Source organism: bacterium, from assembly GCA_018814885.1.
Lineage (GTDB): Bacteria > Krumholzibacteriota > Krumholzibacteriia > LZORAL124-64-63 > LZORAL124-64-63 > JAHIYU01.
On record JAHIYU010000152.1, the window covers coordinates 36,984 to 52,189 of the forward strand.

The 15,206-nt window shown below is 68.8% G+C and carries 14 protein-coding genes, 1 tRNA gene and 1 pseudogene; all 16 read right to left on the reverse strand.

Translation table 11 applies throughout. The features are described 5' to 3' along the window. A complete protein-coding gene (gene dnaG, locus KJ554_11790; GenBank protein ID MBU0743014.1) occupies positions 1–1,767 on the reverse strand; it encodes a DNA primase in 1,767 nt (588 codons plus the stop codon). A 163-nt stretch (positions 1,768–1,930) separates the two neighbouring features. After that, positions 1,931–4,336, reverse strand: coding sequence for a Smr/MutS family protein (locus tag KJ554_11795; GenBank protein MBU0743015.1), 2,406 nt, complete (start codon positions 4,334–4,336; stop codon positions 1,931–1,933). Positions 4,337–4,339: 3 nt separating this feature from the next. Then, entirely contained in the window at positions 4,340–4,942 is a 603-nt protein-coding gene (locus KJ554_11800) for a CvpA family protein (protein ID MBU0743016.1), read from the reverse strand. A 17-nt stretch (positions 4,943–4,959) separates the two neighbouring features. Further along, a complete protein-coding gene (locus KJ554_11805) occupies positions 4,960–5,415 on the reverse strand; it encodes a GatB/YqeY domain-containing protein (GenBank protein MBU0743017.1) in 456 nt (151 codons plus the stop codon). 46 nt (positions 5,416–5,461) lie between these two features. Beyond that, complete coding sequence (locus tag KJ554_11810; GenBank protein MBU0743018.1) at positions 5,462–6,268, reverse strand: 16S rRNA (uracil(1498)-N(3))-methyltransferase; 807 nt, start codon at positions 6,266–6,268, stop codon at positions 5,462–5,464. Between the two features lie 14 nt (positions 6,269–6,282). Further along, the gene (gene dnaJ, locus KJ554_11815) at positions 6,283–7,416 is read right to left on the reverse strand and encodes a molecular chaperone DnaJ (GenBank protein ID MBU0743019.1); all 1,134 of its coding nucleotides are present in this window, start codon (positions 7,414–7,416) and stop codon (positions 6,283–6,285) included. 17 nt (positions 7,417–7,433) lie between these two features. Continuing rightward, positions 7,434–8,030: a nucleotide exchange factor GrpE gene (locus KJ554_11820; protein MBU0743020.1), complete on the reverse strand. Its 597-nt coding sequence runs from the start codon at positions 8,028–8,030 to the stop codon at positions 7,434–7,436. Between the two features lie 41 nt (positions 8,031–8,071). Then, positions 8,072–9,109 carry a heat-inducible transcriptional repressor HrcA gene (gene hrcA, locus KJ554_11825; GenBank protein MBU0743021.1) on the reverse strand — a complete coding sequence of 346 codons (1,038 nt, stop codon included), beginning with the start codon at positions 9,107–9,109 and terminating at the stop codon, positions 8,072–8,074. Between the two features lie 67 nt (positions 9,110–9,176). Continuing rightward, a complete protein-coding gene (locus tag KJ554_11830; protein MBU0743022.1) occupies positions 9,177–10,379 on the reverse strand; it encodes a coproporphyrinogen III oxidase family protein in 1,203 nt (400 codons plus the stop codon). Then, positions 10,376–10,816, reverse strand: coding sequence for a signal peptidase I (gene lepB, locus KJ554_11835; GenBank protein MBU0743023.1), 441 nt, complete (start codon positions 10,814–10,816; stop codon positions 10,376–10,378). Before lepB (KJ554_11835) ends, KJ554_11830 begins: the two co-directional genes overlap by 4 nt. 87 nt (positions 10,817–10,903) lie before the next feature. Further along, positions 10,904–11,347, reverse strand: a pseudogene (gene lepB, locus KJ554_11840) (signal peptidase I). Positions 11,348–11,401: 54 nt separating this feature from the next. Then, positions 11,402–13,159, reverse strand: a complete 1,758-nt coding sequence (gene lepA, locus KJ554_11845; protein ID MBU0743024.1) for a translation elongation factor 4 — start codon at positions 13,157–13,159, stop codon at positions 11,402–11,404. A 37-nt stretch (positions 13,160–13,196) separates the two neighbouring features. Further along, the gene (locus KJ554_11850; protein MBU0743025.1) at positions 13,197–13,805 is read right to left on the reverse strand and encodes a hypothetical protein; all 609 of its coding nucleotides are present in this window, start codon (positions 13,803–13,805) and stop codon (positions 13,197–13,199) included. Then, a complete protein-coding gene (locus KJ554_11855; protein ID MBU0743026.1) occupies positions 13,805–14,704 on the reverse strand; it encodes a hypothetical protein in 900 nt (299 codons plus the stop codon). The genes KJ554_11850 and KJ554_11855 overlap by 1 nt, the downstream gene beginning before the upstream one ends. Before the next feature lie 50 nt (positions 14,705–14,754). Next, positions 14,755–14,853: transfer RNA gene (locus KJ554_11860), tRNA-Sec, on the reverse strand. A gap of 33 nt (positions 14,854–14,886) precedes the next feature. Further along, a partial coding sequence (locus tag KJ554_11865; protein ID MBU0743027.1) for a Rid family detoxifying hydrolase occupies positions 14,887–15,206 on the reverse strand: 320 nt, incomplete at its 5' end.

A 15,206-nucleotide genomic window follows, 5' to 3' on the forward strand; every position in this document is an offset into this window, starting at 1 on the left:
CTAATCCCCCTCGCCGACGGTGCGCGTCCGCAGGGCCTCGCTCAGGCGTCTGCGCTCCTGGTCGGATTCAAGTCGATCGAGGCAATCCCGGACGACCCGTTCGTGGTCGACCTCGTCGATCACCTCCAGCCCGGTGAGCAAATCGGTCACGAAGCGACGATAGCGGTCGTCGCGATCGTGCCAGCGGGCCTGTACGAAAGCGGCCGGTGCGACGGCTTCGCCGCCCGCGCGCGCCTTGCGCCAGGACTCCAGATCACCGCGCAGCGCTTCGCCCGTCTCGCTCGCCAGCCGTACCCCTTCCAGCCGTGCCAGCATCGTCTCCACGGCGCGTCCGCTGGCATCGCACAAGGCATGGGCCAGCATCTGGGCCGCTATGGCCTCGGCGTTGAGGTCGGATCTCCTGCGCGCGGCCGTCGCCGCGGGCCCGTCGATCCCGCCGACCGGCACCGCGGGTTGCTGTTCCACGTCGGTGTAGCGCCGCGTGTTGTTGAGACGATCGATCTCGGCACGCAGGATGTTCCCGTCAAGATGGAAAAGATCCGACGCCTCCGCCACCAGATAAGCCTGTCGAATCGGATCGTTGATCTGGGCGATGGCCTGCAGCCCCGTCTTGACGGCTCTTTCCATGCCGGCCCGCCCGAGGCCACTGCCGGCGGCCAGGTCATGCAACAGCGGCAGGTATCCGGGCGCCGCCTCCAGCAGCCCGGCCAGGGCCTGCGCGGTGTTCTCCTGCAGGAAAGAGGCAGGATCCTCCCCTTCCGGCATCCTCGCGATACGGACTTCCAGTCCCTCGGCGACACCCATGCCCGCCGTCTTCACGGCGGCCTTCAAACCGGCGGCGTCACCGTCGAACAGCACGTAGACCGTGCGGCAGCCGCGCCGCAACGCCCGGGCCTGCTGGGTCGTGAACGCCGTACCGCAGGTGGCGACGCTGTTGCTGAAACCCGCCTGGGCCAGCGCGATCTGGTCGAGGTAGCCTTCGACCAGGATGGCCGTCTTGCTGCGGGCGATGGGAATCCTGGACAGGGAAAAGCCGTAAAGCAGCTCCCGTTTGTTGAAATAGTCGCTCTCTGCGGAGTTCAGGTATTTCGGCTCCCCGTCGCCCAGGATGCGGCCGCCGAACCCGGCGATCCGCTGGGCTATATTCCTGATGGGAAAGATAATCCGGTTGCGGTAATAAGCAAAAAGCTCGTCTCGACGCCCCTTGCGCAAAAGACCGGCGCGCCGGGCCAGGTCGGTGTCCACGCCCTGGCGCTGGAGCCCGGACCGGAGCCAGGAGGTGGCGCCGGGAGCGAAGCCCACGTCGTAGCGACGCAGGATCTCCTCGCTGAAGCCGCGGTCGGACAGGTATGTCCGGGCTCCGGCTCCGGACGCGTCCCAGAGGGCGTCCGACCAGAGCGCGGCGGCGGTCTCCTGCGCCCGGAAGAAAGCCTGGCGCTCCCCCTCCGTCTCGTCGTTGTCGACCAGAAAGCGGGACAGGTCGATGTTGAGCGGGCGCGCCAGCACTTCCAGCGCTTCGGGAAAGGACAGCCCCTGCAGCTTCATCAGGAACGAGATGGCATCGCCTCCCTCGCCGCAGCCGAAGCACTTGTATATCTGGCGCTGGGGATTGATGTGGAAGCTGGGTGTCTTCTCGCGATGGAACGGACAGAGCCCCTTGAAGGAGGTTCCGCTCGCCTTGAGCGTGACGTATTCGCGAACCAAGCCGACGATATCGGTCTCTTCCTTGATGCGTGATACCACATCCTTGGGCAAGACCGGTGTCATCGGCACGGCACCCCCCGGCTGGCGACAGCGTGGTTCTGGCAACTATCGTGGGACCGTATAACTTAGCTACAAACCCTCGAAATGTCCACCAGGCAGGGGCTTTTCGGATGCTTCCGTCCAATATCGACCCGGATCGCCCTGCCGCGCGTCAGATCGACCCGGGTCAAGCCAGCATCACGATGGTGCGCCCCTCGCCGCCCTGATCGGCCGGCGCGGTGGCGAAGGAGGCGACCCGCGCATCGGCGGCGAGCCGCTCGTGCAGATGGGCGCGCAGGCGCCCGGTGCCGAAACCGTGTATGACGCCGATCTCGTTGATCCCGGCGGGGATCGCCCGGTCGATGAGGCGGTCCAGAGCCTCCCACCCCTCCTCGGCGCGGACACCGCGCAGATCGATCTCGTGGACGGCGGGCGCGCCCGCGGTGCTCCAGCGCCAATCGCCGGTACCGGCGGTCTCGCGGTTATCGTCCGCCTCCGGTGCGGATTCCACGAGTTCCGGTGTCAAGGTCAACCTCATGCCAGCGGCGTTGACGGTGATCCTGCCGCCTCTGATCTCGGCGACGCGTCCCGTCAGTCCGAGGTGCGGCACGCGCACCCAGTCGCCGCAGGCGGGCTCCGTCGCGGGAGGGGACTCGGCGCCGCCGCCGGGCAGGCGCTCACGGAGCCTGGTCAGGGCGTCACGCCCGTAGCGGATCGCCTTGCCGTCGGCGCCGCCGACGCGCAGCTCACGCACGACGCGTTCCAGGGTGCGGCGGGCTTCCGCCAGGAATCGCTCTGCCTCCCCGCGGGCGGCCTCGAGCAGGTCCGCGCGCTCCTGGTCGATCCCGGCCAGGCGGCGGGTAAGCTCGCGTCTGGTGTGGGTAGCCGCATCGGCGTCCAGCCGCGCGGCGCGCTCCGCCTCGCGCAGGCGCCGCGCGCGGGCGCCGAGTTCGACCAGCAGCCGCTCGATCTGGAAACGCGCCTCTCCCACGCGCTTCCGGGCGCGTTCCAGGAGGTCCCCGGGAAAGTCCAGGCGTGCGGCGATATCGAACGCGTGGCTCGCACCGGGCACGCCGAGGCGCAGGTTGAACAGGGGGCGCAGGCTCCGTTCGTCGAACTCCATGGCGGCGTTGGTCATCTCGGGATGATCGCCCACGGCGGCCTTGAGCAGGCTGTAATGGGTCGAAGCGACGATCGTCGCGCCCCGATCCGCCAGTTCCTCCAGGACCGTATAGGCCAGGGCGCTGCCTTCCTCCGGGTCGGTGCCGCTGCCGATCTCGTCGCAGAGGATCAGGGTATGAGCGTCGGCGGCCGCCAGGAAGCCGGCCAGATGTCCCAGGTGCGCTGAAAAGCTGCTGAGCGAGAGGGCGATCGACTGGTCGTCACCGAGATCGACGAATACCTTGCTCATCAGCGGCAGGGTGCTGTCGGCCCGCACCGGCAAGTCCCAGCCGCTCTGGGCCAGCAGGACCATCAGGCCGACGCATTTCAAGGCCACCGACTTGCCGCCGGCGTTGGGGCCGCTGACCAGCAGGACGTGCGTCTCGCCGGGCAGCCGCAGATCGAGGGGAACGCAGCCCTGTTCATCCGCTGTCGCCCGGGACAAGAGCAGCGGGTGGCGGGCTCTGCGCAGATCCAGCCGTGCGCCCGCGGCGGGAACGACGACCGCGCCGTCGACGGCGAAACTCCAGCGCAGGGCTGCGCAGATCTCGTCGACGCGCAGGGCGAAATCGCACGACAGGGCCAAGTCCGCGGCATTGGCCTCGACGAGACTGTTCAACTCCAGGACGATCCGTTCCTCTTCGGCCGCCGCGTCCAGCCTGCGCTCGGCCAGTTCGTTCTGCCGCTGGACCACCGCGGCAGGTTCGATGAAGAGGGTGCCGCCGCTGGCCGAGCGGTCGTGCACGATACCGTCGACAAGACTCTTCGCCCCGGCGCGCACCGGCAGGCAAAACCGTTCGCCCCGCAGGGTGGGTTCGGGGGCGGTCAGTGCGTTGCGCTCGCGTGCGGCGGCCATGGCGCGGGCCACCTCGGCGCGGACGCCCCTCTCCCCGTCGCGAATCACGCGGCGCAAGCGGGACAGCTCGGGCGTCGCGTCGGCGCGGACGCATCCGTCGCGATCCAGGTAACGGCCGATCGTCGCGGTCATCCCTTCCTGGCCGGCCAGCTGCCTGGCGCCGTCGCACCAGCGGGGGCTGACCGCCTCGCGCGCCAGGAAATGAACGCGCAAGCGGTCCAGTTCGGCCGCGATGCATGCCAGGTGGATCAGTTCGCCGCCGTCGAGTCGCCGGGGCCGGTCCCGCTCGAGCAGGGCCACGGCCTCGGTGACGTCGCACAGCGGCGGCCAGACGTCGCGCTCGCTCTCCGGACGCAGTTCCGCGGCCAGCAGGTGGCGCAGCAGGATCGGTGCCGTGTCGACGTAGGGACGCCGCGCCCTGACGCGCATTGCCGCCAGGCCGTTGCGGCAGTGGCGGGCCACCAGCGCGGTCACGCGTGCCCATTCGAGAAGCCGCAGGCTTCGCTCGTGCTCCGGCGTCGCAGGCAGCACCAGGTCACGGTCGGCGGCGGCTATTTCGTGAAGGAGGGAGTTCAAGCGTCACTCCCGGTCTTCGTCGAGCCTATCGGAGACTGCCTCGCGCAAGGAGGAGGCGGCCTCGCCGGGGTCGGGCAGCTCCTCGAACCCGTCGCGTGCCCGTTGCCAGAGGCGTTCCAGGTCTTCGTGATCGCCGCGCACCACGAAAGCGTAGAGCGTCGGCGCCGCGCCGTGGACGATCCTGGTCACGGGATCGCTCCGCACCTGCTTTGCCAGGTCGTCGTCGCCCGTGATACGACAGGCGAGCATCAACAGGACGCTGCACACCAGCACGCCGATCAGCATGCCGAGCAGGGCTCCGCCCCAGCGGTCCACCCAGCCCAGGACAGATACGCGCAGGGCCTTGGCCAGGCTCCACGCGGCCAGTTTTGCCACGAGCAGCAAGGCCGCGAATACCAGGAGCCAGCCCAGGGGCCGGGCCCATCGGTCCTCGAGGCCGGCGGTGTCCTGCAGCCAGTCTGCGGCCAGGAAACAGTAGCGGGAGGCCAGGAGCACCGAGGCCACCATGCCGACGAACTCCAGGACACGGCGGATCAGGCCCGCGCGCCAGCCCGCGACGGCGAAGACGAGCAGCAGGGCCAGGGTCGCGATGGTCAGCCAATGCATGTGGCACTCCTTGCGCGTTAGCCGGCGAGCAGGGACTTGACGAGGGCGCTGACCCGGTTGCCGTCGGCGCGGCCGCCCGTCCTGGCCATGGCGGCTTTCATCACCTGTCCCATGTCCTTCAAGGACGAGGCGCCGGTGCCGGCGATGGCCTCGCGGACGATGGCCTCCAGCACTTCGTCGTCCAGTTCGGCCGGGAGGTAGGACTCGACGATCGCCAGCTCGGCCTCGGCCCGGGCCACAAGATCCTCGCGGCCGCCGTCACGTGCTCCCGCGAGGCTGTCCTTGACCTTCTTCAGGTAGGCGCGCAGCACCTTGACGACGCCCTCGTCGTCCAGCTCCTCGCGGGTGTCGATCTCCACCTGCTTGATGGCGGCCTGCAGCATGCGCATCACGGTCAGACGGTCCTTGTCCTTGGCCCTCATGGTCGTGATGGTGTCCTGCTGGATCCGCTTCGCCAGTTCCGAATTCGCCATCTCGATCATCCTTCGTTCTGTCGAGCGTCCGAGCGTGCCCGAACGACTATGCACCGGGCGCGGGTTCGGCGTCGAGCAGCATCTCGCGGACCGCGGCAAGCAGGGCCAGTCCCGCGCAGGCGGCCGTCTCGGTGCGCAGGCGGTGGGGCCCCAGCCGGACTGGCGTCCCCGCGCCGGCGAGCGCGGCGAGTTCCCGCTCGTCCCAACCGCCTTCCGGGCCGACCACCCATGCCAGGTCGCCGGCGACGGCGATCGCCCCCCCTGCCGATGCGAAGAGCCTTCCGGGCGACAGCAGGCCCGCCTCGTCATCCCGCCAGTTCCGGTCCCGGGCGCGCGCCACACCGTAGTACAGGCCGCCGCCGCGCCAGACGGAGAGCCAGTCGCTCAGGTTCGCGGGCGGCGACAGGTCGGGCAGCCACGCGCGACCCGACTGCTTGGCTGCGCCGGCCAGGATCGCGCCCCAGCGCTCGAGTTTGCCCTCGCGCGGCGCGATCTCGCCCCGGGCGGTCAGCAGGGGCTGGATCGCGTGAGCGCCCAGCTCCACGGCCTTCTCCAGGGCCCACTCGAAATGGCGGCCCTTGACCACGCTGCAGGCCAGCCACAGGCGCGGGCGCAGCAGTTCGGCCCGGTCGAGTTCGCTCGCCTCGATGCGGAGTCTGGCCGCGGGGCCATGGGCCCGGAGCAAGGTGGCGGTCAGGCGGCGGCCGCGGCCGTCGGTGAGCAGGACCTCGTCGCCGGCGCGGGCGCGCATCACCTTGAGCAGGTGCCGGCTCTCGCCGGCGGGCAGAGCGACCTCGTCGCCGACGGTCGGCGGTTCCTTCTCGGCGGCGGGCGGCAGATGGTAGTACCGCATGACGATCTCCCGCGTCAGTCGAAGAGGTGCCGGCTCGGCGCGGGCGTGCGGGCGGCCAGCACATCGCGCAGCTCCTCCAGGCGGCGCTTCTCGTCCGCCGAGAGCCCGTCGGGCGTCCAGGCGATGACGCGCACGAGCTGATCGCCGACACCGTTGCGGTTGAGCCGCGGCATGCCCTTGCCGCGCAGACGGAAGATCTTGTGGGATTGCGTCCCGGCGGGAATCTTCAGGGCGACGCGGCCGTCCAGGGTCGGCACTTCGGCCTTGACCCCGAGCATGAGGTCCACCGGCGACACCGGCAGGTCTATCAGCAGGTCGTCGCCGTGACGCTCGAAGAGCTCGTGCTCGGCCAGCTCGATCATGACGCGCAGATTGCCCGTGGGCCCCCCGCGCTCGCCGTCGTCTCCGTGGCCGGGTATTTCCATGTAGTTGCCGGAGGCCACGCCCAAGGGGACACGGACCTCCACCGTCTCCTCGCCGCGCACCGTGCCGGTGCCGTGACACGAGCCGCAGGGATCGGAGATGAGGCTCCCGCGTCCCCCGCACCGCGGGCAGATGCCCTCGGTGACCATCTGGCCGAGCAGCGAGCGACGGACCTGGCGCACGCGGCCGAGCCCATTGCATTCGGTGCAACTCTGGGGTTGGCTGCCCGGCGCCGCGCCGCTGCCATCGCAGTCGTGGCAGGCGACCTGCTTGCGCAACTTGATCTTCTTGCGCACGCCTTGCGCCGCCTCCTCGAGGGTGAGCTTGACCCTGACCTGAAGATCGTGGCCGCGGTTGGAGGCCGGTCCGTTCCCCGGCCCGCCGCCGGCGCCGAAGATGTCGCCGAAGCCGCCGAAGTTGCGCAGGAACGACTCGAGAGCGTCGTTGATGTCGAAACCGCCCGCGAAGCCCCCCGCGCCGCCGAAACCGGCCGTCTGGTCGAAGGCGGCGTGGCCTAACTGATCGTACTTGGCGCGTTGCTGGGGATCCTTGAGGATCTCGTAGGCCTCGGTGGCCTCGCGGAACTTCTCGCCCGCCTGCGGATCGTCGGGGTTGCGATCGGGATGGTGCTTGATCGCGAGCTTGCGGTAGGCCTTCTTGATCTCCGACGCGGTGGCACTCCGCTTGACGTCCAGTACTTCGTAATAGTCTCGCTTGGAGGGCATGCCGTTCCTTCTCAGGGCTATTGAGCCACGACCACGCGGGCCGGTCGCAGTACGAGGTCGTTGAGCCTGTATCCCGCCTGGGCCACATCCACGATTTCTCCCGAGGCTACATCGTCGCTCTCGATGCGCAGGACCGCTTCGTGGATGGAGGGGTCGAACGACTGCCCCTTATCCGCCGGCACGGCTTCCAGCCCGCGCCCCTCGAGGATCTCGCGGAAACGCACGTGGATCAGCTCGAAACCGCTGCGCAGGCCTCTCGGCTCCTCGCCGCTCTCGCCGCCGGCGGCGGCGCTCGCCGCGGCGCGCTCGAAGTTGTCGAGCACTTCGAGCAACTCGCGCACCAGGTCGGCCACGGCGAAGCGATACGCGTCGCCGACCTCGCGCCGGGTCCGCTTGCGCACGTTGTCCTGCTCGGCCACGGCGCGCAGCCACTTGTCCTTGAGATCGTCCCGTTCGCGGGTCAGCAGCTCCTCGGCGCTGGACTCATCCCCGGGCGCGGCGGCCCCGTTCGCGGGATGGACGACCGCGGCGTCATCGGTATCGACCTCCGCCTCGGCCGCGACCCTTTGCTCCGGCGCCTCGGCCTTCTGCTCCGCTTTCTTCTTCTTGGTCATCGTCAGACGATCCTCCGGCGGCCCCGGGCGATCCGGCCCAGTCAGGGCAGCCTGTTCAATGTTTGCAGGAACGAATGTATGCCTTGTATGGCCTTGTCGTAGGGCATGCGACGCAGGCCGAGCACGGCCAGGATGCCCTGCCGACCGGCCAGGTGGAACGGCGAAGCGATCATCCCGAAAGACTGCAGGTCGTCCACCGGATTCTCCGAGCCGATCCAGACGGCCAGGCCCTCCTCGTTCTCCGGACTGAGCCGCTGCAGCGTCTCGCGAATCGCACTCGGCGACTCGAGGAATCGCACCAGCTTTTTCAGGCGGTCCGGATCGGAGAATTCCGGCTCGTCGAGCACGTTGGCCACACCCATCAGCTCCAGCTCCGCAGTCTCCACGTCGCCGAACAGCTCGGAGCCGAGGTGCGCCATCTCGTGGGCACAACGTCCGGCGGGTGACGTCTCCGGCGCCAGCGAAGCGAGCACACCGCCGCGTATCTCGGAAACGGTGCGGCCGGAAACGCGCTCCGTGAGCATCCGTGCGGCGTCATCCAGGATCTCGGGAGAATAGTCGCTGTCGACGGCGAAGGTGCCGGTGCGCACCAGGGCGTTCTCGAGCACGAGCACCATCAGGATGCGCCGTCCCTCCTTGGGGTAGAGATCGAGCCGGAGGGCGCGAACCGAATCCCAGGCCGGTCCCATGATGATGCTGATGCTGTCGGTCAGACGACAGAGCAGCGAAGCCAGGGCCTTGACCATGGCGTGGGTGCCGGCGGAGCGCTCCAGTTCCAGTTCGACCTGCGGACGCAGCACCGCGGCCGGCGCGGGAACCAACGCGCCGACACCGGCCAACAGACGGTTGACGAAGGCGCGGAACCCGGCGTCGGTCGGGATGCGCCCGGCGGAGGTGTGGGGTTTGACCAGCAGGCCGTCTTCCTCCAGGCGAGCCATGACGGCGCGCACGGTGGCCGACGATACCGGGCCGCCCAGCCAACGGGAGACGAGCGAGGAGCTGACCGGCTGTCCGGAACCGCTGTAGAGCCGGACGACCGCGTCGAGAATCGCGTCTCTTCTGTCTTCCGTAGGGGACATGCGCTTCCTCTGCCTGAGTGATCCCGGCGAAACGACCTCACAAGTTAGTGGGTTCCGGTCCGGAGTGTCAACAAGACGGCCGCGAACCCCGATACCGCATCGAGCGGGAATCGAGATTGCGGCTGAACGCCGCCTCCACCTCGTCGATGTGCAGCAGGCCCTTGCCCGACAGCCTCAGCCGGCCCCTGTCCAGGCGCCAGAGGCCCTCCCGGGCGCCGCGCGCCAGCCACTCCCGCGCCACCGGCAGGTCGGCGAGAGGCACACCCGCGCGCGTGCGCAGCGGCAGGATGATCTTCTCCAGGAGCCGGGCACGCCGGTCGAGGGTTTCGCACGAGGCCTCGGGCAGTCGCCCGCGCTCGATCTCGCTCGTGTATCGCTCGAGATCCCCGTGATTGGCATAGCGGCGGCGGCCCCAGAATCCGTGCGCGCCCGGCCCCAGCCCCAGGTAGGGCGCACGGCGCCAGTACGCCGCGTTGTGACGCGACTCCTCCCCCGGCAGGCAGAAATTCGATACCTCGTACTGCGCATAGCCGAGCCCGGCCAGGTCGGCGCGGGCTTCCAGGTAGATCCGCTCGGTCTCTTCACGGGGCGGCAGGCGCAGCCTGCCCGCCGCCACCGCCTCAGCCAGGGGCGTGCCCTCGTGCACTTCAAGGATGTACAAGGAGACGTGACCGACGCCGAGATCGCGGGCTTCGGCGAATTCCGCGCGCAGGCGCTCCGGGCGGCAACCCGGGGCCAGGATCCAGTCCGCCGACACCCGCCCGAAAGTGCGGGATGCGAGCCGCAGGGCTTCGCGGGCGGCGCCCGGTCCGCAGGAGCGGCCCAGCAGGGCGAGCACGCCCGGGTCGAGGCTCTGCACGCCCAGGCTGATGCGGTTCACGCCGGCGCCGCGCCAGGCCGCCGCCAGCGGCGCGGTGAAAGTCTCGGGATTGGCCTCGGCGGTGACCTCCGCGTCGGACGCGCGGCTCAGCCGGTCCCAGGTGCCGGCGAGCAGCGCCGCGAAGAGATCCGGCTCCAGGCAGGACGGCGTGCCGCCCCCCACGTAACAGGTCGCGGCGAGGCGGGCACCGGATCCCGCCAGCAGGCCGCAGCCCGTGGCGCGCAGCGCGAACTCGCGCCGCACGGCGTCCACGTAGCGGCGCCTGCGGGATGGATCGTGGCGGTCGGTCCGGCAGAAATGGCAATAGGAGCACGATCGAGCGCAGAAGGGCACGTGCAGGTAGAGTCCGCCGCCCCCGTGGGGCGGCGCGGTCCGCCCCGTAGCGCTCACCGGATCAGGTCCCCGATGCGGTTGAGCCGGGGGAGCTTCTTCGCCTTGTCCCACGACCAGTAGATGAAGAGGGCCTTGCCCCGGATCAGGTCGATGTCCAGCGGTCCCCAGTAGCGGCTGTCCTGACTGTTGAAGCGGTTGTCGCCCATCATGAAGATCATGCCCGCGGGCACCACGTAGGGCGCGCCGGTTTCGCGGGCGAGGGCGCGCAGGGCGTCCACATGGCGGTGCATGTCCACGGACGTGAGCGTGAGCGTACCGTCGACATGGTCGCGCAGGGGATCGAGGTGCGGCCGGACGGTCTCCGCATCGAGCCCGACGTCTGCGGTCAGGGCCGCCTCGATGGACTCCACGAACCGCCGTGTCGAGATGAAACGGGTGCTCAGCGCGTCGGCGAGGCGGAAGTTCCGGTTGAAGGGCTTCGATATCTGAGACATGTCGCGATTGGTGTGCGGCTCGACGCGCGCGCCCGCGGAACGCAGCGAGGTGTCGTCCCGGGGGTGGCTGAGGTCGTCCTCGTAGACCTTGTCGTTGACGAAGAGCTTGCCGTCGCGCACTTCCACGCGATCGCCGGCCCCGGCGACGCAGCGCTTGATGTAGTCCAGGTCCCTGTCGAGCGGAAACTCGAAGACGATGATGTCGCCCTGGCGCGGCTGGCGAATGGCCGGCAGCTTCAACACGGGGAGCCCGTCGATCAGTGTCCAGTTAACCAGGGGGATGCGGATGCGCGATGGAGTCTTGGCGCCGTAGAGGAACTTGTTGACGAACAGGAAGTCGCCGATCAGCAGGGTGCGCTCCATCGAACCGGTGGGGATGCGGAAGGCCTGGATGACGAACTGCCGGATGAGCAGGGCGATGAGAATCGCCGTGCCGATGGGCTTCACGTAGTCGGTCCACAAGCGGCGCCTGAAACTACGCTCCAGTCGCGCGGAGCCCCGCTCGGTCCTGTTCGCCTTGTCAGCGGCCATATCCGTTCTCCTCCGGTCTCATCGCTCGACCTTCAACACGGCCATGAAGGCTTCCTAGGGGATTTCCACCGCCCCCACCAGCTTCATGCGCTTCTTGCCTTCCTTCTGCTTCTCGAGCAGCTTGCGCTTGCGCGTGATGTCTCCGCCGTAGCACTTGGCCGTCACGTTCTTGCGGAACGCCTTGACCGTGGTCCGGGCGATCACTCGCGTGCCGATCGCCGCCTGGATGGCCACCTGGAACATCTGGCGCGGGATCAGCTCATTGAGCTTGCGGCAGAGCTCCACGCCCCACTCGTAGGCGCTCTCGCGGTGAACGATACAGGCCAGCGCGTCCAGGGGATCGCCGTTGATCAGTATGTCCAGGCGGATCAGGTCGCCAGGGCGGTGCTCCGTGTACTCGTAGTCCAGCGAGGCGTACCCCTTGGACACGGACTTGAGCTTGTCGTAATAATCGACCACGAGCTCGCTCAAGGGTAGGTCGAATTCCAGATTCACCCGTTCGGTGTCGACGTATTCCATGTTCTTCTGAATACCGCGGCGGTCCAGGGTGATCTGGATCACGCTGCCGATGTAGGCCTTGGGCGTGATGACCGATGCCCGCACGAAAGGCTCGCGCACCTCGACGATCTCCTGGGGTGGCGGCATCCGGGCGGGATTCTCCACCACGATGATGTCGCCTCCCCTGGTGGCCACCTCGTACTCCACGTTGGGCAACGTGGCGATGAGGCTCAGGTCGTATTCCCGCTCCAGCCGCTCCTGGACGATCTCCATGTGCAGGAGCCCCAGGAAACCGCAGCGGAACCCGAAACCGAGCGCCGCGCTCTTCTCCGGTTCCCAGGCCAGAGACGCGTCGTTGAGCTGCAGCTTCTGGAGGGCGTCCTTGAGATTGTCGTAGTCGTCGTTGTCGGTGGGATAGAAGCCGCTGAAGACCATGGGCTTGGCCTCCACGTAGCCGGGCAGCGGTTCCTGACAGGGAGCGGCGGCCAGTGTCACCGTGTCGCCGACGCGGATGTGGCGCACGTCCTTCGCCCCGGTGGCGATGTAACCCACCTCGCCCGCCGTCAGGCCCGGTCGCGGCACGCGTTCCAGGCGGAACCAGCCGATCTCCCCCACATCGTGCTCGCGCTCCTGGCGCAGGAGCAGGATGCGCTGCCCCTTGGCGATGGAACCGTGGAACATGCGCACGTACGCGACCGCGCCCATGTATGGGTCGAAGATCGAGTCGAAGATCAGCGCCTGCGTCGGCGCATCCACGTCGCCCCGGGGCGGCGGGACCCGCGCCACGATGGCGGCGAGCAACTCGTCCACGCCCGCACCGGTCTTGGCGCTGACGCGGAGCACCTCCTCGGGCTCGCAACCGAGCAGCTCGACCAGGTCGGTGATCAAAGCCCCGGTGCGGGCCGCCGGCAGATCTATCTTGTTGATCACCGGCATGATCACCAGGTCATGCTCCAGCGCCAGGTAGAGGTTGTTGATGGTCTGCGCCTGGATGCCCTGCACGGCGTCCACAACCAGCAACGCGCCTTCGCAGGCCGCGAGGCTGCGCGAGACCTCGTAGTGGAAGTCCACGTGCCCGGGCGTGTCGATCAGGTTCAGGACGTATTCCACGCCGTCGTGCGACGCGTGGACCATCCTGATGGGGTGGCTCTTGATGGTGATGCCGTGTTCCTGCTCCAGGTCCATGGAATCGAGGACCTGCGCGCGCAGGTCGCGACCACACACGGTCCCGGTAACCTCCAGCATGCGATCGGCCAGGGTCGACTTGCCGTGGTCGATGTGGGCGATGATGCAGAAGTTGCGGGTGTTTGTCATGACGGACATCGCGACGATCCCTGGGGTTGGGGACGGGTCAGAACTCCGCGGTCCAGCCGAGCGTCATCGCCGCGACGGGAGCGGCGCGGTGGGGCAGCTCGATGGGTTGGGGCTGTGCGCCGGGATCCCAGTCGTCCGGGACCGGCACCGGGTCCTGGTCGAACCGGTGCAGGTGCGCATCCACGTACGCGTCGACCGCAATGATAAGCAAGGCGCCCCCCGACCACCAAGCGTTGTCCCGCATCAACTCCCAGTATTCCACGATCTGATCGTGGTAGAAGGCACGCGAAATGTCGTTGGCGGCCGCAGCCTCGTAGAGCTTCAAGCGGACCGCCTTGCGGTCGTACATCAGCATGCGGCTCCAGAACCACATCTCGGCCCCGAAGGCCAGCACGGCGCGCCACCCGTTGTCGCTGTAGAGTTGCCCCCAGCCGGGAAAGACGGGCGTCATGTACACGGCCGCGGTGGCGTTGACCGGCGTGGGCGCGCGGTAGAGAGCGCTGTAAGCCGGCGTGAGCGAAGACAACGGCACGAAGGACGGTCCCGCCGACGAGGAATCCGCCGCGGCGGCCGACGCTCCCCCGCCCGCCGCGACGGGCGTCGCCACGGACAGGACCAGCATCAGGGTCGCCGCAATCGCACGCATCATCCCGCTCCGTTCTTCACCGCCACCCGCAGGCTCCCGGGGTCCACCCGGAAACGATACGTCCCCGGCGGGATCCGTGCCGCTTCGCCGTCCCAGTGCACCGCCAGGGTCCGTCGCACTTCGACCTCGGCCGAGGCGGCGCGCGGATAGAGCACCTCCGGATCGGACAGATGCGTTCCCTTGATGCCCCGCGGGAGGATCAGCACCCTCTGCCAGGTCTTCAGGTCGCGCACCAGGCAGAAATCCAGCAGACCGTCGGCGGGATCGGCCCGCGGCGTCAACCGGAAACCGCCGCCGCAACGCGTCCCGTTGCCGATCTCGGCCAGGAGCCAGCGGCCGCCGAGGACGGTCTCGCCCGCACCGCCGGGATCGATGCGCCAGGTGGCCGCCGGCGCCTTGTAACCGGTCAGCAGACCCAGCGTCGCCACCGGATAACGCAGCCTCCCCCAGCGTCGCGAGACGTCGGCCGCCCGCAGGGACACCTCGCCGTTGAAGAAGAGCCCGCACGAGTTGATGAAGAAGCGTTCGGCGAAAGAGCACGCGTCGATCTCGGCGACGCGTCCCGAGACCGCCGCCGCCACGCCTTCCCGCGGCGACATGATGCCGAGTCCGTTGGCGAAATCGTTGCCGCTCCCGCACGGCAACAGCACCAGCGTGGCATCGGTTCCCGTCAGGCCGCAGGCTGCTTCGCTGACGGTCCCGTCGCCGCCGGCGACGGCCACCAGCGGATGACGAGCCGCCGCCCGGGCCGCCAGCTCCGGAGTACCGCCGGCCCGGCGCGTCACCAGGATCTCGCAATCGATCCCGTGGGCGCCGAGCAATCCGGCGGCGTCGCGCGGCGTCAGGCGTCCCCTCGCGGCGCCCGCAATGGGATTGATGATCACCGCCGCGGATGTCATCGGATGACCTCGTTCGCCGATTGCCAGGTTCGGAGCGGAAGGAAAGCCCTTGGCGGGAATGTGTGGGAATCGAACCCACCTCGGACGGTTGTACGCGCCCGACACAAGGATTTGAAGTCCCGGGGGGCCACCAGACCCCATCCACTCCCGCGAACCATCATGGGAGGATAATACAGCAGTGCTCAGGATGCCACGACGATCAGATCGATCATGACCTGCGCGCCCAGCGGCAGCGACGCGACCTGTACGGCGGCGCGGGCCGGGGGGGCCTCCCCGAAGAATTCCGCGTAGACCTCGTTCACCGCCGCGAAGTCGGCCAGGTCGGCCAGATAGAGCGTCGCCCTCGCGGTGTCGGTCATGGACAGGCCCGCCGCCGCGACGACGGCCGCCAGGTTGGTCAGCGCCCGGCGTGCCTGCGCGGCCGCGCCTCCCTGGACCAGGTCGCCCGTGGCGGGGTCGAGCCCGATCTGCCCGGCCGTGTAGAGCGCGCCGCCGGCCAGCA